20 protein-coding genes are annotated in these 20467 nt (G+C 74.1%); 13 read left to right on the forward strand and 7 right to left on the reverse strand.

What is annotated here, in order from left to right; genetic code table 11:
* Window positions 1–24: 24 nt before the first annotated feature.
* The 6 genes from PO879_RS07415 (at window position 25) to PO879_RS07440 (ending at window position 7138) form a co-directional block, all read left to right on the forward strand.
* Window positions 25–630: a GNAT family protein gene (locus PO879_RS07415; RefSeq protein WP_278237268.1), complete on the forward strand. Its 606-nt coding sequence runs from the start codon at window positions 25–27 to the stop codon at window positions 628–630.
* Window positions 631–735: 105 nt separating this feature from the next.
* A complete protein-coding gene (locus tag PO879_RS07420) occupies window positions 736–2106 on the forward strand; it encodes an NAD(P)/FAD-dependent oxidoreductase (protein ID WP_278237269.1) in 1371 nt (456 codons plus the stop codon).
* The gene (locus PO879_RS07425) at window positions 2103–3023 is read left to right on the forward strand and encodes a bile acid:sodium symporter family protein (RefSeq protein ID WP_278237270.1); all 921 of its coding nucleotides are present in this window, start codon (window positions 2103–2105) and stop codon (window positions 3021–3023) included. Before PO879_RS07420 ends, PO879_RS07425 begins: the two co-directional genes overlap by 4 nt.
* Complete coding sequence (locus PO879_RS07430) at window positions 3020–3961, forward strand: SDR family oxidoreductase (protein ID WP_278237271.1); 942 nt, start codon at window positions 3020–3022, stop codon at window positions 3959–3961. The genes PO879_RS07425 and PO879_RS07430 overlap by 4 nt, the downstream gene beginning before the upstream one ends.
* 229 nt (window positions 3962–4190) lie before the next feature.
* A complete protein-coding gene (locus PO879_RS07435) occupies window positions 4191–5798 on the forward strand; it encodes an ATP-binding cassette domain-containing protein (RefSeq protein ID WP_278237272.1) in 1608 nt (535 codons plus the stop codon).
* Window positions 5795–7138 (forward strand): M20/M25/M40 family metallo-hydrolase, encoded by a 1344-nt coding sequence (locus tag PO879_RS07440; protein WP_278237273.1) that lies wholly within the window; start codon window positions 5795–5797, stop codon window positions 7136–7138. Before PO879_RS07435 ends, PO879_RS07440 begins: the two co-directional genes overlap by 4 nt.
* Here PO879_RS07440 and PO879_RS07445 read toward each other — a convergent pair.
* The 3 genes from PO879_RS07445 to PO879_RS07455 are packed head-to-tail and all read right to left on the reverse strand — an operon-like array spanning window position 7128 to window position 8596.
* Window positions 7128–7607 carry an NUDIX domain-containing protein gene (locus PO879_RS07445; RefSeq protein ID WP_278237274.1) on the reverse strand — a complete coding sequence of 160 codons (480 nt, stop codon included), beginning with the start codon at window positions 7605–7607 and terminating at the stop codon, window positions 7128–7130. The two genes, PO879_RS07440 and PO879_RS07445, sit on opposite strands and share 11 nt — an antisense overlap.
* 4 nt (window positions 7608–7611) lie before the next feature.
* Window positions 7612–8388 (reverse strand): fructosamine kinase family protein, encoded by a 777-nt coding sequence (locus tag PO879_RS07450; RefSeq protein ID WP_278237275.1) that lies wholly within the window; start codon window positions 8386–8388, stop codon window positions 7612–7614.
* Between the two features lies 1 nt (window position 8389).
* Window positions 8390–8596 carry a DUF5703 family protein gene (locus tag PO879_RS07455; RefSeq protein ID WP_278237276.1) on the reverse strand — a complete coding sequence of 69 codons (207 nt, stop codon included), beginning with the start codon at window positions 8594–8596 and terminating at the stop codon, window positions 8390–8392.
* 73 nt (window positions 8597–8669) lie between these two features.
* On the opposite strand from PO879_RS07455, the gene PO879_RS07460 reads away from it, so the two are divergent.
* Complete coding sequence (locus tag PO879_RS07460) at window positions 8670–8927, forward strand: primosomal protein (RefSeq protein ID WP_278237277.1); 258 nt, start codon at window positions 8670–8672, stop codon at window positions 8925–8927.
* A gap of 9 nt (window positions 8928–8936) precedes the next feature.
* Here PO879_RS07460 and PO879_RS07465 read toward each other — a convergent pair whose 3' ends face one another.
* Window positions 8937–9908, reverse strand: coding sequence for an aldo/keto reductase (locus PO879_RS07465; RefSeq protein ID WP_278237278.1), 972 nt, complete (start codon window positions 9906–9908; stop codon window positions 8937–8939).
* A 104-nt stretch (window positions 9909–10012) separates the two neighbouring features.
* Here PO879_RS07465 and uppP point away from each other — a divergent pair, with 104 nt between their 5' ends.
* Window positions 10013–10888 (forward strand): undecaprenyl-diphosphatase UppP, encoded by an 876-nt coding sequence (gene uppP, locus PO879_RS07470; RefSeq protein ID WP_278237279.1) that lies wholly within the window; start codon window positions 10013–10015, stop codon window positions 10886–10888.
* 19 nt (window positions 10889–10907) lie between these two features.
* The gene (gene mshC, locus PO879_RS07475) at window positions 10908–12197 is read left to right on the forward strand and encodes a cysteine--1-D-myo-inosityl 2-amino-2-deoxy-alpha-D-glucopyranoside ligase (protein ID WP_278237280.1); all 1290 of its coding nucleotides are present in this window, start codon (window positions 10908–10910) and stop codon (window positions 12195–12197) included.
* Between the two features lie 2 nt (window positions 12198–12199).
* On the opposite strand, the gene PO879_RS07480 is transcribed toward mshC, so the two are convergent.
* Entirely contained in the window at window positions 12200–13090 is an 891-nt protein-coding gene (locus tag PO879_RS07480; protein WP_278237281.1) for a PAC2 family protein, read from the reverse strand.
* A gap of 79 nt (window positions 13091–13169) precedes the next feature.
* On the opposite strand from PO879_RS07480, the gene PO879_RS07485 reads away from it, so the two are divergent.
* Window positions 13170–13874, forward strand: a complete 705-nt coding sequence (locus PO879_RS07485; protein ID WP_278237282.1) for an HAD family phosphatase — start codon at window positions 13170–13172, stop codon at window positions 13872–13874.
* Here PO879_RS07485 and PO879_RS07490 read toward each other — a convergent pair.
* Window positions 13871–14782 carry a PD-(D/E)XK nuclease family protein gene (locus PO879_RS07490; protein WP_278237283.1) on the reverse strand — a complete coding sequence of 304 codons (912 nt, stop codon included), beginning with the start codon at window positions 14780–14782 and terminating at the stop codon, window positions 13871–13873. The genes PO879_RS07485 and PO879_RS07490 overlap by 4 nt on opposite strands.
* Window positions 14783–14864: 82 nt before the next feature.
* Here PO879_RS07490 and PO879_RS07495 point away from each other — a divergent pair, with 82 nt between their 5' ends.
* The 3 genes from PO879_RS07495 (at window position 14865) to arc (ending at window position 18835) form a co-directional block, all read left to right on the forward strand.
* Complete coding sequence (locus PO879_RS07495; RefSeq protein WP_278237284.1) at window positions 14865–15995, forward strand: site-2 protease family protein; 1131 nt, start codon at window positions 14865–14867, stop codon at window positions 15993–15995.
* An 11-nt stretch (window positions 15996–16006) separates the two neighbouring features.
* Window positions 16007–17008, forward strand: coding sequence for a tRNA (adenine-N1)-methyltransferase (locus tag PO879_RS07500; RefSeq protein WP_278237285.1), 1002 nt, complete (start codon window positions 16007–16009; stop codon window positions 17006–17008).
* 171 nt (window positions 17009–17179) lie between these two features.
* The gene (gene arc / locus PO879_RS07505) at window positions 17180–18835 is read left to right on the forward strand and encodes a proteasome ATPase (RefSeq protein ID WP_278237286.1); all 1656 of its coding nucleotides are present in this window, start codon (window positions 17180–17182) and stop codon (window positions 18833–18835) included.
* Window positions 18836–18863: 28 nt separating this feature from the next.
* On the opposite strand, the gene PO879_RS07510 is transcribed toward arc, so the two are convergent.
* On the reverse strand, window positions 18864–20459 hold the full coding sequence (locus PO879_RS07510; protein WP_278237287.1) for a PP2C family protein-serine/threonine phosphatase: 1596 nt from the start codon (window positions 20457–20459) through the stop codon (window positions 18864–18866).
* Window positions 20460–20467: the final 8 nt, after the last annotated feature.

The following is a 20467-nucleotide window of genomic DNA, read 5'->3' on the forward strand; positions in this document are numbered from 1 at the left end:
CGTCGCCCGTGGCAGGATCCCGCCATGGAGCCCTTCGTCCTGCGCAGCCCCGAGGTCCTGCTCTCCGTCCCGACGGACGCCGACGTCGACCGGATCGCCGCGGTGTGCACCGATGAGCAGATCGCGTCCTGGACGACCGTGCCGTCGCCCTACTCGCGCGAGGACGCCGAGGGATTCGTGCGGGGATACGTGGCCCAGGGCTGGGCGCAGGACAAGGACTTCACCTGGGCGGTGCGCGCGCCCGGCCGGGCCGACGGCCCGGTGCTGGGCATGATGGGCGTCACCGTCACCGCGCGGCACCCGGACGGGACACCGCTGACGGGTGAGCTGGGGTACTGGACCGCGCCGGATGCGCGGGGCCGCGGCCTGACGACGGCCGCGGGTCGCCTGGTCGCCGACTGGGCGCTCGACGCGGAGGGGCTGGGGCTGCAGCGCCTGCAGTGGCTCGCCTTCGTGGGCAACTGGCCCTCGCGCCGGGTCGCGTGGAAGCTCGGCTTCCGGTTCGAGGGCACGATGCGGCGCCACGGCGTGCAGCGGGGCGAGCTGCGCGACGACTGGATCGGGGCGCTGCTGCCGGGCGACCCGCGGGAGCCGAACGAACCCTGGCCTTACGATTCCGCTGCTTCCTGAACGAATCCTGAGCACCTCCTGGGCAAGGCGCCCGCGCGCGGGTCGTACACTCCTGCGATGTCGCGACACACCACGGCGCGGCAAAGCAGGAGGAGTGCTGACGCAATGACGCTGCAACGGCGAGTCGCGGTCATCGGAGCCGGACCGTCCGGCCTGGCCACCGCCCGGGCCCTGGACCGGCACGGGGTGCCGCTGACCGGCTTCGAGGCCCACGACGACGTGGGAGGGCTGTGGGACATCGACAACCCGCGCTCGACGGTCTACGAGTCGGCCCACCTGATCTCCTCGCGCACGACGACCGAGTTCACCGAGCTGCCGATGTCGACGCAGGTCGATTACCCGAGCCACCGTGAGCTGCTGCGCTACTTCCACCAGTACGCCGACGCCTTCGACCTGCGCCGCCACTACCGGTTCGGCACCCGGGTCACCGCCGTCGAGCCCGGCGACGGCGACCCGACCGGCCGCGCCGGCTGGGACGTGTGCTCCACCGGGCCCGACGGCGCCACGCACCGCGAGCGCTTCAGCCACGTCGTCGTCGCGAACGGCACCCTGGCCGAACCGAACGTGCCGACCTTCGCCGGCGAGTTCACCGGCGAGCTGCTGCACTCGTCCGAGTACAAGCGGTCCGACGTGTTCGCCGGCAAGCGGGTCCTCGTGGTCGGCGGCGGCAACTCGGGCTGCGACGTCGCCATCGACGCCGTGCACCGGGCCGCGTCCGTCGACCTGTCGGTGCGGCGCGGGTACTGGTTCGTGCCGCGGTACCTGCTCGGTCGCCCCACGGACACGCTCAACCAGGGCCGCCCGCTGCCGGCACGGATCAAGCAGGCCGTCGACTCCCGCGTGCTGACGCTGCTCAACGGCGACCCGCAGCGGTTCGGCTTCCCGGCGCCCGACCACAAGATCTACGAGTCCCACCCCGTGGTGAACTCCCTCGTGCTGCAGCACGCCGGTCAGGGCGACCTGCGCGTGCGCCGCGACATCGAGCGGTTCGCCGGCCGCACCGTGCACTTCGTGGACGGCACCAGCGGGGAGTACGACCTCGTGCTGCTCGCCACCGGGTACAAGCTGGACTACCCGTTCGTCGACCCCAAGCACCTCTCCTGGGACGGCCCCGGCTCCGGCACCGCGCCCGAGCTGTTCTGCAACATCGTCCCGCCGTCGTTCAACGGGCTCTTCGTCGTCGGCATGCTCGAGGCCTCCGGGATCGGCTGGCAGGGCCGTGCCGAGCAGGCCGAGCTCGTCGCGCGGTACCTCGCCGCCGACGCCGCCAGCGCCGACGGCGACGCCGCCGCCCGCGACCGGGTCGCGGCGTTCCAGCGCCGGGTCGGCGAGCGATGGCCCGACCTGACCGGGGGCTACCGCTACCTCGGCCTGGAGCGGATGAGCTACTACGTCAACAAGGACGCCTACCGCCGTACCGTGCGCCGGCTCGCGGACGAGCTCGTCGCCCCGACGACGAACCGGAGCGAGCGATGAACATCGACGACGTCGTCGTGAACTTCTCGCCGGGGTCGATGGTCGCGCTCAGCGTGGTGCTGGCCCTGATCATGCTCGGCATCGCCCTGGACACCTCGCCGGCCGACTTCCGCGTGCTGCGCCGGGCGCCGCGCGCGGCGGTGCTCGCCCTGGTGGCCCAGATCGTGCTGCTGCCCGCGGTCACGTTCGTGCTGACGCTCGTCCTCGGCGTCCAGGCGTCCATCGCGATGGGCATGATCCTCGTCGCGTGCTGCCCGCCGGGGAACGTCTCGCAGATCCTCACCTACCGCTCCGGCGGCAACGTGGCGCTGTCGGTGTCCCTGACGGCCGTCGGCAACGCGTTGTACCTGGTGGCGATGCCGCTGAACATCGCGCTGTGGGGCAGCCTGCACCCCACCGGCCGCGAGATCCTGGCCGAGGTCAGCCTCGACCCGCTGGAGATGATGCTCGACATCGTGCTCATCATCGGCGTGCCCTTCGCGCTCGGCCTGCTGGTGCGCACCCGCTGGCCCGCCGTCGCCGCGAAGGCCCACCGCCCCGTCCACGTCGTGAGCATCCTGGCGCTGATCGGCTTCGTCGTGGCGGCCCTGGCCGGCAACTTCGCCGTCTTCGTCGCCTGGGTCGGCGTGGTGCTGGTCGCCGTGTTCCTGCACGACGCCGTCGCGCTGGCCCTCGGCTACGCCGCCGCCCGCGCCGGACGGCTGGACACCCGCGAGCGCAAGGCCGTGACGTTCGAGGTCGGCATCCGCAACGCCGCCCTCGGGCTCGGCCTGGTGATGACGTTCTTCGACGGCATCGGCGGGATGGCGGTCGTGGCCGGCTGGTGGGGCATCTGGGACATCATCGCCGGCCTGACGCTGGCGACCCTCTGGGCGCGGCGCACCCGCGCCCGCCAGACGCAGGAGGTGTCGGCATGAGGCGCGTGCTGGTCACGGGCGGCTCGGGGTTCCTCGGGTCGCACACCGTCGCGGCGCTCGCGGACCGGGACGACGTCGCGCACGTCGTCTCGGCGGACCTGCGCGCACCGGCGACGCTGCCCGACGGCGTCACCGCCGTCACGCTCGACGTCACGGACGCCGACGCCGTGCGGGACGCGGTCGTCGAGCACCGGGTCGACACCGTGGTGCACCTCGCCGCGATCGTGAACCCCGGCACGCTGGACGAGGACACCGAGCGGCGCGTGGACGTCGACGGCACCCGCCACGTGCTGCAGGCGTGCGTCGCCGGGGGAGTGCGGCGCGTGGTGATCTCGTCCTCGGGCGCCGCCTACGGCTACCACGCCGACAACCCGGTGCCGCTGCGCGAGACCGACCCGGTGCGCGGCAACGAGGAGTTCACCTACTCCCGGCACAAGCGGCTCGTGGAGGAGATGCTCGCCGACCACCGCCGCGACCATCCCGACCTCGAGCAGGTGATCCTGCGGATCGGCACGATCCTCGGCCCGGGCGTGGCGAACCAGATCACCGCCCTGTGGGACGCGCCGCGGCTGGTCCGCGTGCGCGGCTCCGAGGGCCCGTTCGTGTTCGCCTGGGTCGGCGACGTCACCGGCGCGATCGTCGCCGGGGCCACAGGGACCGCGACGGGGGCGTTCAACGTCTGCGGCGACGGACGCATGACCGTCGCCGACATCGCCGACCGGCTCGGCAAGCGCACCCTCGACCTGCCCGCACCGCTGCTCGCCGGGGCGCTGCGCGTCGGCCGGGCGCTGCGCCTGACCGTGCACGGCCCCGAACGGGTCGGGTTCCTGCGCTACCGCCCGGTGCTCGACAACACCCGGCTGCGCACCGAGCTCGGCTACACCCCGCGGTACACCAGCCGCGAGGCGTTCGAGCAGTGGCTGACCGTGCGCGGATGACGGGGACGAAAAACCGTGGCGGCACGGCGCGACGGCGTGCCACCCTGCTCGGGAGTCCCCGCGGGCAGGCCGCGTGTGAGAGGGGACGGACGGAAGGCGAGCAGGTGACCGACCCGGCGCACGGTCCGACGACCTCGCGCTGACCCCTGCCCGCCCGCACCCGGACCGGTGCACCTCCCGGCGGGCACGGGACGTCGGCGCGGACCGCCACGTCCCCCGGGAGCCACCCATGCCTGCACCCGCCCCCAGCCCCGCCGTGGTCCTGCAGGACCTCACCTTCACCTGGCCCGACGGCGCGACCGCGCTCGACGCCGTCACCGGCACGTTCCCGCGCGGCCGCACCGGCCTCGTCGGCGACAACGGCACCGGCAAGTCCACCCTGCTGCGGCTGATCGCCGGCGGGCTGACGCCGACCCGCGGCAGCGTCTCCGTGGCCGGCACCGCCGGCTCCGTGCCGCAGCGCCTCACCCTCGACACCCGCGCCACGGTCGCCGACCTGCTCGGCGTCCGTACCGCCGTCGACGCCGTGCGCGCCATCACCGACGGCGACGTGCGCCCCGAGCTCTTCGACGCCGTCGGCGAGGCCTGGGACGTCGAGGAGCGGGCGGTGGCGGCGCTCGCGGCCGTCGACCTGCCGCACACCGGCGGCGCGCTGGACCGTACCGTCGGCACGCTGTCCGGCGGCGAGGCCGTGCTGACCGCCGTCACGGGGCTGCGGCTGCGCGGGCCGGACGTGGCGCTGCTGGACGAGCCGACCAACAACCTCGACGCCGATGCGCGGGAACGGCTCGCCGAGCTCGTGCGCACCTGGCGCGGCGCCCTGGTGGTGGTCTCCCACGACCGCGCGCTGCTCGAGCTCGTGGACGCCACCGCCGAGCTGCGGGCCGGGTCGCTGACGACGTTCGGCGGGCCGTACAGCGCGTACGAGCAGCACCTCGCCGTGCAGCAGGAGGCCGCGGTGCGGTCGGTGCGCGACGCCGAGCAGACCTGGCGCCGCGAACGCCGCGAACGGATCAAGATCGCCGAACGGGTCGCGCACTCCCAGCGCCAGGGGCGCAAGGACGCGGCCAACGCGAAGTTCGTCAAGGCGGCGATCAACGACCGGCGCAACAGCGCGGAGAAGTCGCAGGGTGCGCGGCGCGGGGCGGCCGAGGCCGCGGAGAGCACGGCGCGCGCCGCCGTCGAGACCGCCCGGAGCGCGGTCCGGGACGACGACCGCATCACGGTCGACCTGCCGGACCCCGACGTCCCCGCGTCCCGGCGGATCGCCGTGCTGGGTTCGGCCGACGGCCGCGACGTGGTCCTCGCCGGGCCGGAGCGGGTCGCCCTGACCGGACCGAACGGCGTCGGCAAGACGACGCTGCTGGAGCGGCTGCTCGCGGGGCCGTCGCCCGCGGGCCGGCTGTGCACCGACCGGGTGGGCTACCTGCCGCAGCGCCTCGACGTCCTGGACCCCCGCGCCACCGTCCTGGACGCCGTCCGCGCCGGGGCACCCGGCGTCGCCCCGGGCGACCTGCGCGGCCGGCTGGCCCGCTTCCTCGTGCGCGGCGCCCAGGTCGACCGGCCGGTGGCCACGCTGTCCGGCGGGGAGCTGTTCCGGGTGCACCTGGCCCGGTTGCTGCTCGCCGAGCCGCCCGCCCAGCTGCTGATGCTCGACGAGCCGACGAACAACCTGGACCTGGCCAGCGTCGACCGCCTCGTCGAGGCGCTGTCGTCCTACCGGGGCGCGCTGCTGGTGGTCAGCCACGACCGGGCGTTCCTGGAGCGTCTCGGCCTCGACGCCCACGTCGAGCTGCGTCCGGACGGTCGGCTGGCGGTGGGTACGGTGTCCTCGTGAACGCACCCGGTACCGCCCCTCACCAGCCCACCGCCGCCGACGAGGTCGTGGGGATCTGCCAGGACCTCCTGCGCATCGACACCTCCAACTACGGCGAGAACCAGGGCCCGGGCGAGCGCAAGGCCGCCGAGTACGTCGCCGGGCTGCTGGCCGACGTCGGGCTCGAGCCGCAGCTGTTCGAGTCCCGCCCGGGACGGACGTCGGTGGTGGCCCGCTTCGAGGGCAGCGACCCGACCCGGGACGCGCTGGTGCTGCACGGGCACACCGACGTCGTGCCCGCCCAGGCCGCCGACTGGTCGGTCGACCCGTTCGCGGGCGAGGAGATCGACGGCCTGCTGTGGGGCCGCGGCGCCGTCGACATGAAGGACATGGACGCCATGATCCTGTCGGTCGTGCGCCAGATGGTGCGCGAGGGCCGCCGCCCCGCCCGCGACGTCGTCATCGGCATGTTCGCCGACGAGGAGGCCGGCGGGGTGCTCGGTGCCCGCTGGCTGGTCGAGAACCACCCCGAGCTGTTCGAGGGCGCGTCCGAGGCCATCAGCGAGGTCGGCGGCTTCTCCGTGGACGTCGACGGCCGGCGCACCTACCTGGTCCAGACCGCCGAGAAGGGGCTGGCCTGGCTGCGCCTGGTCGCCGACGGCCGCGCCGGGCACGGCTCGCAGGTCAACCACGAGAACGCCGTGACCGAGCTCGCGGCGGCCGTCGCCCGGATCGGCAAGCACGCCTGGCCCTACACCCTGACCCCGACCGTCGAGCGGCTGCTGCGAGGCGTGGCGGACCTGACCGGACTGCCCTTCGACCCCGAGGGCGGCGCCGACCCGGACCAGGTCGACGCCCTGGTGGACGCGCTCGGCCCCGCCGCGAAGTTCGTGGGCGCCACCGTGCGGCACACCACCAACCCGACCCAGCTCGACGCCGGGTACAAGGCGAACGTCATCCCGGGCACGGCGACCGCCGCCCTGGACATGCGCACCGTGCCCGGCCACGAGGCCGAGGCCATGGGGGTGCTGCGCGAGCTGGCCGGACCGCACGTGCGCATCGAGAGGCTGCACGCCGACCGCTCCCTCGAGGTGCCGTTCAGCGGGGGACTGGTCGACGCGATGGTGGACTCCCTGCACGCCGAGGACCCGGGCTCGGCCGTGCTGCCGTACACGCTGTCCGGCGGCACCGACAACAAGTCGCTCGCACGGCTCGGCATCACCGGCTACGGCTTCGCGCCGCTGCGCCTGCCCGCCGAGCTGGACTTCGCCGGCATGTTCCACGGCGTCGACGAGCGCGTCCCGGTCGACGCCCTGAAGTTCGGCACCCGCGTGCTGGACCGGCTCCTCACTAGCTGCTGAGCGCCGCCTCCAGCCGGTCGACCAGCGCGTCCTGGCCGCGGACCAGGAGGCGACGAGCCTCGTCGGGTGTGAACCAGGCGGCGCGGTCGATCTCGGGGACCTCGAGGTGGCGACCGGAGCGGGGTGGCCACTCCACCCGCACCGTGTTGCTGCGCACGGCCGACAGGTCCGGTCCTGGCTCCGGCCAGCAGCGGCCCCAGGCCCGCACCCGCTTGCCGGAGCGCTGCCGGATCTCCCCGAGGTCGACGTCGGGCACGACGGGGTCCGGGATCGTCAGCCCCAGCTCCTCGCCGGCCTCGCGCACGGCGGCGGCGTGGGCGTCCTCGCCGTCGCCGACCTCGCCCTTGACCACGGTCCAGGCACCGGTCTCGCGCCGGGCCCAGAACGGGCCGCCCATGTGCGCCAGCAGCACGGTCGGCCCGTCCGTGCCCGGCCGGTAGAACAGCAGCCCGGCGCTGGTGACCGGCACGGTCTCAGCCGCCCAGCGCGGCCATCGACCGCCGGGTCCCGTCGACGTACCCGCCGCCGAACAGCACCGCGTGCACGGCCAGCGGGTAGAGCTGGTGCAGCTCGACGCGCTGCTGCCACCCGGCGGCGAGCGGGTGGGTCTCGTCGTAGCCGGCGAGGATCTCGTCCAGGTGCGGCGCACCGAACAGCGTCAGCATCGCCAGGTCCGTCTCCCGGTGGCCGCCGTGGGCGGCGGGATCGATGAGCGCCGCCTCGGTGCCGCCGTCGTCCGAAGCGGTCCACAGCAGGTTGCCCGACCACAGGTCGCCGTGCAGCCGGGCGGGGGAGTCCGGCGGACCGGCGAGGTCGGGCAGCGCCCCGCACACCGCCTCCATCGCCGCGGCGTCCCGGCGGTCGAGCACCCCGCGCTCGCGGCCCTGGGCGACGACCGGCCGCAGCCGTGCCTCGGCGTAGAAGGAGGGCCAGTCCTCGAACGCGCCGGCCGGCATGTCCAGCGGGTCGTCCAGCGGCCCGAACCAGCCGTGCCCGGCGTCCGGGGGCAGGACGCCGAAGGCGGGCGCTCCGGCGTCGTGCAGCCGGGCCAGCGCGCGGCCGAACGACCGGGCCGCGGAGGCGGTCGGCCGGGCGGCCCCGAGTCGTTCCAGGTCGAGGTGCCCGGGGCCGACGTCCAGCACCGCGGCCACCCGCGGCCCGCCGTCGACGGCGAGCCAGCGCAGGCCCGCCGCCTCGGTGGCGAAGACCCCGGGCGGCGAGCCGTGCCGGGACTTGCGGAAGGCGTCCATCTCAGAGCGTGGAGGTCGCCTTGATGATCTTGCGCCGCAACCACACCCGGCGTTCGCCGCCCATGTAGAGACGCGTCCGGGCGAGCTCCCAGCGCCCGTACTCGGCCTCCTCGGTGAGCTGTCTCCGGGCGTCCGGGACGGACGTGCCCCGGTCGATCGTGACCACCCGGTACTCGTACTGCCCGTGCGTGCGCCAGCTCGAAGCCATCCGTCGCCTCCCGATCAGGCCGTCCGTCGTTCTCGTGTGCCCATTCTGCCGTGCGGGGCGCTACGGTCGGAGCATGACCGCTGACCCGCGTGCCGCGCTGGACCGATTCGTCGCCGCCCTCGAGGGGCACTTCCACGCGGTGTCGTCCCGCCGGAGCGACGAGGACCCTGCCGTGGACGACGCCTACGAGGTGCTCGCCGACGCCTTCGAGGTGTACGAGGACGCCCTGGCCCAGGCCTACAGCGAGGTGACGCCGTTCTACCTCGACGACGACGATGACGACGACGAGGACGACGACTACGACGAGGACGACGACGCCAGCGCGCGCTGAGACGGGCGGCTACGCCCGCTCGGGGTAGCCCAGCGGCAGCCCGGAGACGTCGTCGAGCGCCGCGTGCACCTCGGCGGGCAGCGCGAGGTCCAGCGCCGCCGTCGCCCCGCGCAGGTGGGCCGGGGTACGGGCGCCGACGACGGCGGAGGCCACCGCGTCACGGGCGAGCAGCCAGGCCAGCGCCACCTCCAGCGGGGCCCGGCCCAGGCCGTCCGCGGCCGTGGCCACGGCCTCCACGACCGCCGCCGCCCCGGCGTCCTCGACGTACGTCTCGACGAACCCGGCCAGCCGGTCCGAGGCGGCCCGCGAGTCCGCCGGCACGCTGCGCCGGTACTTGCCCGTCAGCACACCACGACCCAGCGGGGACCAGGCGAGCAGACCGAGGCCGAGCGCCGAGGCCGCCGGGGCGACCTCCCGCTCCAGCCCGCGCTGCAGCAGCGAGTACTCCAGCTCCAGGGCGGCGAGCCCGATCCCGTCACCGGCCTCCAGCAGCGTCGCGGCGCGCGCCGAGGCCCAGGCCGGGAAGTTCGACAGCCCCACGTAGCGGGCCCGCCCGGAGGACACGGCCAGCCGCAGCGCCGAGACGGTCTCCTCCAGCGGCGTGACGGGGTCGGGGCAGGCCACGAGGAACAGGTCGACGTGGTCGGTGCCCAGCCGTCGCAGGGAGGCGTCCAGCTCGCCGAGCAGCCCGCCGCGCGAGGCGTCCCGGTGCGTGCCCCGGGGCCCGTGCCGCACCCCGGCCTTGGTGGCGAGCACCACGTCGTCGCGGGCGACGGAGCCGTCCAGGAGCGCACCCAGCATCCGCTCGGCGTCGCCGTCCCCGTAGGAGGCCGCGGTGTCGACGAACGACCCGCCGCCGTCGAGGAAGGCCCGCAGGATCTGCGCGGCGTCGTCCGCGTCGGTGTCGCGGCCCCACGACATGGTGCCCAGCCCCAGCGCCGAGACGTGCAGCCCCGAGCCCCCCACCTGGCGTCGTTCCATGGCCGCGACCCTACCGGGGCCGGTCGTCCGGTTCCGGGAACCGCGCCGGGCCCGACCGCGACGCTGCCCGGGAACGGGCTCCCGGACGGGTAGTGTGACCGCTCGTGAGTGCGTGGGAAGCGATCATCCTCGGTCTGGTCCAGGGTTTCACCGAGTTCCTGCCGGTCTCCTCGAGCGCACAGCTGAGGATCGTCGGCGAGCTGATCGGCGGTGCCGACCCCGGCGCGCTGTTCACCGCGGTGACCCAGATCGGCACGGAGGTCGCCGTCCTGCTCTACTACCGCCGCAAGATCCGGGACATCTGCGTCGGGTGGTGGACCTCGTTGCGCGGCGACCACGGCACCACGTGGCGCGACCGGTTCGGCGCCCACGACGCCGACGCCCGCATGGCCTGGTACATCACGCTGGGCTCGGTGCCGATCGTCGTGCTGGGCGTGCTCTTCGACGAGGCGATCGAGACGACGCTGCGCAACCTGTGGATCACCGTCGCCACGCTGGTGATCTTCGGCGTGCTGCTCGACCTGGCCGACCGGTACGGGCGGCGCACCCGGTCCGTGGAGGACCTGACCCCGAAGCGCGCGATCGGGTACGGGCTCGCGCAGGCCCTGGCGCTCATCCCCGGCGTGTCCCGGTCCGGCGGCACGATCACGGCCGGTCTCGCGATGGGCTTCACCCGGCGCGCCGCGGCCGACTACTCGTTCCTCCTGGCGATCCCGGCCGTGCTGGGCTCGGGCTTCTACCAGCTCGCCAAGGCCGCCGGGGGCGACCCGGCGCCCGGGTCCGCGGGATGGTGGCCCACGCTGATCGCGACCGTCGTGGCCTTCGCGCTCGGCTACGTCGTGCTCATCGGCTTCCTGAAGATCGTCTCGACCTACTCCTACAAGCCCTTCGTGTACTACCGGTACGGCCTGGCGGCGCTCGTCGTCGTGCTGCTTCTCACGGGGGTGCTGGAGGCCGATCCGGCCGGGACCACGGCCTGACGCCGGTACTCTGGGGGCCGTGCGACCCTGGCCCACCCCCCAGATCCCCGAGCTGCCTGCTCCCACCGACGGTCACCGTCCCGTGGTGCGGATCCACGACACGACCACCGGACACCTCGTCGAGGCGGCTCCGGGTCCGACGGCGCGCAGCTACGTCTGCGGGATCACGCCCTACGACGCGACCCACCTCGGGCACGCCGCGACCTACGTCGCCTTCGACCTGCTGCACCGCGCCTGGATCGACGCCGGCAAGCAGGTCACGTACGCCTCGAACGTCACCGACGTCGACGACCCGCTGCTCGAGCGCGCCGCCGCCACCGGCGTCGACTGGCGCGACCTCGCCGCGGACCAGGTGGCGCTGTTCCGCGAGGACATGACGGCGCTCGGCGTCGTCCCGCCGGACCCGTGGACGGGTGTGGCCGAGTACGTCGGTCCCATCGCCGAGGCGGTCGCCCGGATGCTCGACGACGGCACCGCCTACCGGGTCCCGATGGAACCCGGTGCCGGCGGCGACGACCCCTGTCTGGGCGACGTCTACGCCGACCTGACGGCCGACCCCGACTTCGGCGCGGTCTCCGGCTTCGACGAGGCCACCATGGCCGAGCTGTTCGCCGAGCGCGGGGGAGACCCCGACCGGGAGGGCAAGAAGAACCCGCTGGACCCGCTGCTGTGGCGCCGCGAGCGCCCCGGCGAGCCCACCTGGGACGGTGGCCCGCTCGGCACCGGCCGCCCCGGGTGGCACGTGGAGTGCACGGTCATCGCCCGGGACGGGATCGGTCTGCCCTTCGACGTCCAGGGCGGCGGCTCGGACCTCGTCTTCCCGCACCACGAGATGTCCGTCTCGCACGGGCGGATGCTCGCCGGTGCCGGGTCCGCGCCCGGCGCGCACGCCCACGCCGGCCTCATCGCCTACGAGGGCCACAAGATGAGCAAGTCGCGGGGCAACCTCGTGCTCGTCTCCGCGCTGCGCCGCGACGGCGTCGACCCGATGGCGGTGCGCCTCGGCATCCTGTCGCAGCACTACCGCACCGAGTGGGAGTGGACCCACGACCTGCTCACCACCGCCCAGGCGCGCCTCGAGCGGTGGCGGGAGGCCGTCTCGGGCAACGGGGGACCGGCCTGGCAGGACACGCTGGCCGAGCTGCGCGCCGCGCTCGCCGACGACCTCGACGCCCCGCGGGCGCTCGCGGCCGTGGACGCCTGGGCCGACCGCGCCCTGGAGCCCGGACGGGACACCGCCGAGGACACCGAGGGTGCCCCCGGCGTCGTGGCCCGCGCCGTCAACGCCCTGCTCGGCGTGCGGCTGTAGCCCTAGCCCTTGTCCGGGCCGCCGGGGGTCCCGTGGCCCCCGCGGCCCGGACCGAGGTCCCGGCGGCGCAGGTAGCGCTCGAACTCCTGCGCGATCGCCTCGCCGGACGCCTCCGGCAGGTCCGCGGTGTCCTTGGCCTCCTCGAGCTGGGCGACGTACTCGGAGATCTCCGCGTCCTCGCCGGCCAGCTCGTCGACTCCCTGCTGCCACGCCTCGGCGTCCTCGGGCAGGTCCCCCATGTCGACGGACGTGCCCACCAGGTCCTCGACCCGGGTCAGGATGGCGAGGGTCGCCTTGGGCGAGGGCGGGTTGGCCACGTAGTGCGGCACCGCCGCCCACAGCGACACGGCCTGGAACTCGCGTGCGGCGGCCTCGTGCTGCAGCACTCCGACGATGCCGGTCGGTCCCTCGTACGTGCTCGGCTCGACGTCCAGGACGGCCTGCAGGCCGGGGCTCTCCGTCGTCGCGGTCAGCGGGATCGGGCGGGTGTGCGGCACGTCGGCCAGCAGCGCGCCGAGGGTCACGACGGTGCGCACGTCCAGCTCGGCGGCGATGTCCAGCAGCTCGCGGCAGAACGACTTCCAGCGGAAGGACGGCTCGATGCCGTGCACGAGCACGACGCGGCGGTCCGGCAGCTCCGCGACCGAGACGGTCGTGGTGGGCCAGGCGATGATGCGTCGGCCCTCCGGACCGGAGCCGATCATCGGTCGGTTGACCTGGAAGTCGTGATACCCCTCCGGATCGAGCTCGCGGTGCAGTGACGCTCCCCACACGTCGGCGAGGTGCTCGAGGGCGTCCGTCGCGGCGCTGCCCGCGTCGTTCCACCCCTCGAAGGCCGCGATCATGACGGTCTGACGTGCGGCGTGACGGCCGACCGGCTGCTCGGTGGTCATCTGGTCAGCCTATACAGGCCCGGCGGGAACCGTCCTCGCCGACACCGGCCGCCGGGTGCGGCCCTCGTACGATGTGGCGATGCGTCCTGACGAACCCGCCGCGCTGCCCGCCGCCGTCCTGTGGGACATGGACGGCACCCTCGTCGACACCGAGCCCTACTGGATCCGTGCCGAGCACGAGCTGGTGGCCGCCCACGGCGGCAGCTGGTCGCACGAGCAGGCGCTCGAGCTGGTCGGCAACCCCCTGACCGTCTCCGCGGGCATCCTGCGCGACGCCGGTGTCGACCTGAGCGTCGACGCGATCGTCGACCACCTCCTGGCCCGGGTCCGCGAGCAGGTAGCCGACTCCGTGCCGTGGCGCCCGGGCGCCCGGGAGCTGCTCGCCGCGCTCGGGGACGCCGGGGTGCCCTGCGCCCTGGTGACGATGAGCTACACGGTGCTGGCCGAGGCCGTGACCGCGCACGTGCCCGGGGCGTTCAGCACCCTGGTGACCGGTGACCAGGTCACCCACGGCAAGCCCCACCCGGAGCCGTACCTGGTGGCGGCCGAGCGGCTGGGCGTGCCCGTCGAGGACTGCGTGGCCATCGAGGACTCGCCGACCGGGATCGCCTCCGCGCTGGCCGCCGGTGCCCGCACCCTCGGGGTGGAGGCCGTCGTGCCCGTCCCGTCGCGTCCCGGTCTGAGCCGGGCGGCGAGCCTGGCCGACGTCGACCTGACCACGGTGCGGCGCCTCGCCGCCGGCGAGGTGCTCGACCTGCGGCCGGTCGCGGCCTCGTCGCGCTAGACCTCCACGCCCAGACGTCGGCGCAGCGCGTCGGCGGGGATCGGCGGGGGAGTGCCGCCGAACGCGGGACAGAGCGCCTGGTGGGCGCACCATCCGCACAGCTTGCTCTGCTTCGGGACGAACTCGCCCCGGCGCGCCGCCGTGGTGATGGCGTCCCACAGGCCGCGCACCTTCGCCTCGGTGACCTCCAGCTCCCGCTCGCGGGGCTCGGCCCGCAGGACCTGCCCGTCGCCGAGGTAGACGAGCTGGAGCATCGTCGGCAGCACGCCGCGCTCGCGCCAGACGACGAGCCCGTAGAAGCGCATCTGGAACAGGGCCGAGGCCTCGAACCCGGGCCGGGGCGAGCGTCCGGACTTGTAGTCGACGACCCGGACCGCGCCGTCGGGCGCCACGTCGAGCCGGTCCACGATGCCGCGCAGCAGCGGCCCGTCCTCGAGCTGGCTCTCCACGGCCAGCTCGCGGGCCTCGGGCTGCAGGCGGTTCGGGTCCTCCAGCGTGAAGTACGTGCCCAGCAGCTTGCCCGCGCCGTCCAGCCAGGTCTCCAGGGGCTGCCCCTCGGCGTCCCCGCCGGCGGTGAACAGCTCGGCGTAGCGGGGCTCGACCTCCACCAGACGCTCCCACTCGCCGGGCAGCAGGCCGCGCGCCGCCTCGGGAGTGCGTTCGCCCAGCGGGGCGTCGTAGAGCCGTTCGAGGACGGCGTGCACGAGCGTGCCGCGTGCGGCGGCGGACGACGGCGGCTCGGGCAGGCGGTCGACCGCCCGGAAGCGGAACAGCAGCGGGCACTGCATGAAGTCGTTGGCGCGCGACGGCGACAGCGCCGGGGGACGTGACGGTCGGGTCCCCGCCGCGTCGGGGCTCGACGCGGTGCGGTCCGGTGATCCGGTGGCGGGGTCGGCCGTCGTCGTCATGCGGGCCACCCTACGGCGGGCCGCCCACACGGCCGTCGACCCACGCGCGGGTCCCGGCGGCCGGGCCGGATAGCCTGGAGCGGTGACTCAACGCTCCTCCGGGTGGCGCATCGGCCGTGTCGCCGGCGCCCCCGTCCTGGTGACCCCGTCGTGGCTCCTCGCCGCCGTCGTCCTGACCGCGCTGTTCGCCCCGACGGTGCGTGCTTTCGCCCCCCGCATGGAGCTGGTGGGGGTGCTGGTCGTCTCCTTCGCGTTCGTGCTGCTGCTGTTCGCGTCGGTGTTCTGCCACGAGGTGGCCCACGCCCTGGTGGCGCGCGCCCGCGGACAACGCGTCGACGAGCTCGCCCTGACGCTGTGGGGCGGACACACCGCCTACTCCGGAACGGTCCGGCACCCGCGCGACAGCGCGCTGATCGCCGTCGTCGGCCCGCTGACGAACCTGGCGCTCGCCGCCGGCTTCTGGCTGCTGTTCTCCGCCCAGACCTCGGCGTCGGTGCCCGCGCTGCTGCTCTACGCCGGCGCGTTCTCGAACGCGTTCGTCGGTGCCTTCAACCTGCTGCCGGGTCTCCCGCTCGACGGCGGCCAGGTCCTCGAGGCGGGCGTCTGGGCCGCGACGGGCTCGCGCACGCGCGGCACGCTGGCGGCCGGCTGGGTCGGCCGGGCGGTCGGTGCGGCCGTCGTGCTGTGGGCGCTGGTCTGGCCCCTGGCGACCGGACGCAGCCCCGACCTCTTCACCGTGATGTGGGCCGCGCTGATCGGCGCGTTCCTGTGGTCCGGGGCGAGCGAGGCCATGCGGGTGGGGCGCCGGCGCGAGCAGCTCGACCGCCTCGACGTGCGGTCGCTGGTGACCTCCGCCGTCGTCGTCCCGGCCGGGGCGACGGTGGCCGACGCCGGCCGGGCGGCGCGCAGGCACGGCGAGGTCGCCGTCGTCGTCCTCGACCACCGGGGCGAGCCGGCCGGCTGGGTCGACCCGCAGGCCGCGGCCGCCGTGCCGGCGGACCAGGCCGCCGCGACGCCGGCCGAGTCGGCCCTGGTGCCCTTCCCCGCGGGGTCGACCGTGGACGTCGACGAGTCCGGACCCGAGCTGCTCGACCACCTGGCCCGTGTCGCCGGCGGCGCGCGCGTGCTGCCGGTGGCCGACCGTGGCCGGGTCACCGGGGTGCTGGACGTCGCCCGGGTCGCGGCGGCCGTGCGTCCGGCGGGCCGCCGGTAGACTCGATCGGCGTGACTTCCTCCTCCGCCACCGGTGCCGACATCCGCCGCGGTCCGTTCCGCGTCGGCGACAAGGTCCAGCTCACCGACCCCAAGGGTCGGATGCACACGATCACGCTCGCCGAGAACGCCACCTTCCACACGCACAAGGGCTACTTCCGTCACGAGGACCTCATCGGTCGCCCCGAGGGGTGGGTGGTCACCAACACCGCCGGGATCGAGTACCTCGCCCTGCGGCCGCTGCTGAGCGACTTCGTGCTGTCCATGCCGCGCGGTGCCGCCGTCGTCTACCCCAAGGACGCGGGCCAGATCGTCCAGATGGCCGACATCTTCCCCGGGGCCCGCGTCCTGGAGGCCGGTGTCGGCTCCGGCGCGCTGACCATGTCCCTGCTGCGCGCCGTCGGCGACGCGGGCGAGCTGCACTCGATCGAGCGTCGCGAGGACTTCGCCGCGATCGCGCGCGGCAACGTCGAGACGTTCTTCGGCGGCCCCCACCCGGCCTGGCACCTGCACACCGGCGACCTGGCCGACCGGGCCGCCGACGTCGTCGAGCCCGGTTCGGTGGACCGCGTCGTGCTGGACATGCTCGCTCCGTGGGAGAACGTCGACGCCGTCGCGCAGGTGCTCATCCCCGGCGGGGTGCTCGTCTGCTACGTCGCGACGGCGACCCAGCTGTCCCGGACGGCCGAGACGCTGCGTGCCGACGGCCGGTTCGCCGAACCGTCCGCGTGGGAGTCGATGGTGCGCGGCTGGCACCTCGAGGGGCTGGCCGTCCGGCCGCAGCACCGCATGGTCGGGCACACCGGCTTCCTGCTGACCGCCCGCCGCCTGGCCGACGGCGTCACCCCGCCGCTGCGCAAGCGGCGCCCGGCCAAGGGCTCGCGCCCGGGCGACGAGGAGCAGTGGGGCGCCGGCCGGTGGAGCGAGGAGGAGCTCGGCGAGAAGGCGGTCTCGGACAAGAAGATCCGTCGCGTGCGCCGTCAGGTCGGTCAGGAGCCCGAGCAGGAGGCCTGATGTTCCGGCCAGATTGCGGCGGAGTCACAGTTCGGTCGTCATCGTGTGAACGTGGGCGCCGCAGCGTGAAATGAGCCACAGGATGTCGGCGTTGACCCGTAGGGTGCTGTCTCTCGGGAGAAATCCCCTCGGACGGGGGGAGGCCGCCCGGGCCGCACGAGAGGGGACGTGATGACCGACCACCCTGTTCGCCCGGACCACTCGGACGCGCCGACGCCGTCCGGACGCGACGCCCAGCTGGCGCTGCTCGCGGCGAAGAACGAGCGGCTCGCCGAGGCGTTGCGCGCCGCCCGGGAGCAGATCGTCGAGCTGAAGAAGCAGATCGACGACCTGGCCAAGCCGCCCGGGACGTACGCCACCTTCCTGTCCGACCACGGCGACGGGTCGGTGGACGTGGTCTCCCAGGGCCGCAAGATGCACGTCCAGGCCAGTCCCCAGCTCCAGCTGTCCGACCTCGCCCCGGGGCAGGAGGTCAAGCTCAACGAGGCCATGACCGTCGTCGGCGCGGGTGGCTACGAGCGCACGGGCGAGCTGGTCACGGTCAAGGAGGTGCTCGACGAGGACCGCGTGCTCGTGGTCGGGCGCGCCGACGAGGAGCGCGTCGTCCGGCTCGCCGGCTCCGTCGCGGCCGACCGGCTGCGCGTCGGGGACGCGCTGACCGTCGACGTGCGCAGCGGGTTCGTCTTCGAGGTCGTGCCCAAGTCCGAGGTCGAGGAGCTCGTCCTGGAGGAGGTGCCCGACATCGCCTACGAGGACATCGGCGGTCTGGGCACGCAGATCGAGGCGATCCGCGACGCCGTCGAGCTGCCGTTCTCCCACCCGGACCTGTTCCGCGAGCACGGGCTGCGCCCGCCCAAGGGCGTGCTGCTCTACGGCCCGCCCGGCTGCGGCAAGACGCTCATCGCCAAGGCGGTCGCCTCCTCGCTGGCCCGGATGGTCGCGGAGAAGCGCGGCGGCGACCCGAACGCGAAGAGCTTCTTCCTCAACGTCAAGGGTCCCGAGCTGCTGAACAAGTACGTCGGCGAGACCGAGCGGCACATCCGGCTCATCTTCGCCCGGGCCCGGGAGAAGGCCGGCCAGGGCATGCCCGTGGTGGTGTTCTTCGACGAGATGGAGTCGCTGTTCCGCACCCGGGGGACCGGCCTGTCCTCGGACGTGGAGACCACGATCGTGCCGCAGCTGCTCGCCGAGATCGACGGCGTCGAGCGGCTGGACAACGTGATCGTCATCGGCGCCTCCAACCGCGAGGACATGATCGACCCGGCGATCCTGCGTCCCGGCCGGCTCGACGTGAAGATCAAGATCGAGCGCCCGGACGCCGAGGGCGCCACGGAGATCTTCGGCAAGTACCTCACGGCCGACCTGCCCATCAACGCCGACGACCTCGCCGAGCACGGCGGCAACCGGCAGGCGGCCGTCGAGGCGATGATCCGCTCCGTGGTGGAGCGCATGTACGCCGAGGACGAGGACAACCAGTTCCTCGAGGTCACCTACGCCAGCGGTGACAAGGAGACCCTGTACTTCAAGGACTTCAACTCCGGGGCGATGATCGAGAACGTCGTCGACCGCGCCAAGAAGTCGGCGATCAAGGACTTCCTGGCCTCCGGCCACCGGGGGATCCGGGTGGAGCACCTGCTGTCGGCCTGCGTCGACGAGTTCCAGGAGAACGAGGACCTGCCGAACACGACCAACCCCGACGACTGGGCGCGCATCAGCGGCAAGAAGGGTGAGCGCATCGTGTTCATCCGCACCATCGTGCAGAAGAAGGGCGAGAACAACACCCCGCGCACGATCGACACCGTGAACTCCACGGGTCAGTACCTGTAGCCGGGGACGTGCGGTGTGGCCGCGGCCCTCAGCCGGCGCGGTACACCACGAGCGCGACGTCGTCCCGGGCGCCGTCGGCCAGCATGTCGTCCATGAGCCGCTCGGGCAGGGCGTCCAGCGACGTCTCGGCGCGCGCCGCCCCGGCCACGGTCGCGAGCCGTTCCAGGCCGGTGCGCAGCCGCGTGTCGCGACGCTCGACGAGCCCGTCGGTGTAGAGCAGGACGAGGTCGCCGGGGGTCAGCGTCGTCTCGTGCTCGGTCCGCCCGCGGTGCGGGAGCGTCAGGGGGACGCTGCGGGCCTCGGCGAGCCACGTCGTGGAACCGTCGGCGGCCAGCAGGAGACCGGGCGGGTGCCCGGCGCTGGAGTAGGTCAGGGTCATGGCCTGCGGATCGACGATCCCGCAGAAGACCGTCGCGTTCTCCGCTCCGGGCACGGTGCGGGCGAAGTCGTCGAGCATCGACAGGGTGTGCGCCGGGCCGGACCCGGCGAGCAGCACGGCGCGTCCGGCGCTGCTGAGACGCCCCATGGACGCGGCGGCACCGATGCCGTGCCCGACGCAGTCGCCCACCACGAGACCGAACCGTCCGCCGGACAGCTCGATCACGTCGAACCAGTCCCCGCCCACGCTCAGGTTGTCGTCGGCGGGGCGGTAGCGCACCTGCCAGCGGGGCGAGGAGGGAGTGTCCGGCACCATGGCGCGCTGCAGCGTGTCGCTCACGCTGCGCAGGTGCGTCACCCGGCGGCGGTGCTCGTCCGCCTCCGCGACGGCGTTCGAGACCGTGGTGGCCAGGAGCAGGAGGAAGGCGCGCTGGGTCTCGTCCAGCGGACGGCGGTCGGTGCCCCGCAGGGTGATGCTCCCGAGCGCGGCACGGTCCGGGTGCGGGGCCAGCGGGGCGACGAGCAGGGGACCGTGCCACACCGGCTGCGCCCCCGGCGACGGCTGCGGCGACCCGGCGCCGTCGACCTGGTCGTCGGCGGCGCCGCGGTCCACGGTGCCGACCGGGACGTCGAACGAGACGTCGACCTCGGTGACGTCCTCGGCCTCGAGGAGCACCTCCGTGGCCACGCGAGCCACCGTCGACGGGTCGCTGCGATGGCCGTGCAGCGCCGTGGAGAGGCGGCTCAGCGTGGACATCCGACGCCGGTCGACGACCTGGTCGGTCGTCTCCGTGGCGATGTCCATGACGCCGCGGACGACGCCGTCGTCGTCGCGCAGCGGACTGTAGGAGAAGGTGAACCGGGTCTCCTCGAGGAAGCCGGACCGGTTCATCATCAGGGGCATGTCGACATCCCACGTGGGCAGGCCCGAGCGCATCACCTCGTCGAACAGAGGGCCGACGTCGTCCCAGATCTGGCCCCAGAGCACGGGGGCCGCGGCGCCCATCGCGCGCGGGTGCAGGTCGCTGCCGAGCATGTCGCGGTAGCCGTCGTTGTAGATCATCGTCAGCTCGGGCCCCCACGTCACCAGGACGGCGAACCGCGTGCTGAAGCACAGCTCGACGGCGCTGCGCAGCCCGAGGGGCCAGCCGGCAGGGTCCCCCAGCGGCGTCGACCCCCAGTCGACCCGGAGCGCTGCCTCGGCGCAGTCCTGGCCACGCACGGCTGTCGAGAACCAGTCCGCCATGCGGACGA

Origin of the sequence: Isoptericola sp. AK164, from assembly GCF_029643425.1 — a bacterium.
Classification (GTDB): domain Bacteria; phylum Actinomycetota; class Actinomycetes; order Actinomycetales; family Cellulomonadaceae; genus Isoptericola; species Isoptericola haloaureus.

What these genes read in the sequence shown, in the direction of transcription:
- PO879_RS07415 (WP_278237268.1), top strand. Translation starts at nt 25, where the DNA reads ATGGAGCCCTTCGTCCTGCGCAGCCCCGAGGTCCTGCTCTCCGTCCCG.
- PO879_RS07420 (WP_278237269.1), top strand. Translation starts at nt 736, where the DNA reads ATGACGCTGCAACGGCGAGTCGCGGTCATCGGAGCCGGACCGTCCGGC.
- PO879_RS07425 (WP_278237270.1), top strand. Translation starts at nt 2,103, where the DNA reads ATGAACATCGACGACGTCGTCGTGAACTTCTCGCCGGGGTCGATGGTC.
- PO879_RS07430 (WP_278237271.1), top strand. Translation starts at nt 3,020, where the DNA reads ATGAGGCGCGTGCTGGTCACGGGCGGCTCGGGGTTCCTCGGGTCGCAC.
- PO879_RS07435 (WP_278237272.1), top strand. Translation starts at nt 4,191, where the DNA reads ATGCCTGCACCCGCCCCCAGCCCCGCCGTGGTCCTGCAGGACCTCACC.
- PO879_RS07450 (WP_278237275.1), bottom strand. Translation starts at nt 8,388, where the DNA reads ATGGACGCCTTCCGCAAGTCCCGGCACGGCTCGCCGCCCGGGGTCTTC.
- PO879_RS07455 (WP_278237276.1), bottom strand. Translation starts at nt 8,596, where the DNA reads ATGGCTTCGAGCTGGCGCACGCACGGGCAGTACGAGTACCGGGTGGTC.
- PO879_RS07460 (WP_278237277.1), top strand. Translation starts at nt 8,670, where the DNA reads ATGACCGCTGACCCGCGTGCCGCGCTGGACCGATTCGTCGCCGCCCTC.
- PO879_RS07465 (WP_278237278.1), bottom strand. Translation starts at nt 9,908, where the DNA reads ATGGAACGACGCCAGGTGGGGGGCTCGGGGCTGCACGTCTCGGCGCTG.
- PO879_RS07480 (WP_278237281.1), bottom strand. Translation starts at nt 13,090, where the DNA reads ATGACCACCGAGCAGCCGGTCGGCCGTCACGCCGCACGTCAGACCGTC.
- PO879_RS07485 (WP_278237282.1), top strand. Translation starts at nt 13,170, where the DNA reads ATGCGTCCTGACGAACCCGCCGCGCTGCCCGCCGCCGTCCTGTGGGAC.
- PO879_RS07490 (WP_278237283.1), bottom strand. Translation starts at nt 14,782, where the DNA reads ATGACGACGACGGCCGACCCCGCCACCGGATCACCGGACCGCACCGCG.
- arc (WP_278237286.1), top strand. Translation starts at nt 17,180, where the DNA reads ATGACCGACCACCCTGTTCGCCCGGACCACTCGGACGCGCCGACGCCG.
- PO879_RS07510 (WP_278237287.1), bottom strand. Translation starts at nt 20,459, where the DNA reads ATGGCGGACTGGTTCTCGACAGCCGTGCGTGGCCAGGACTGCGCCGAG.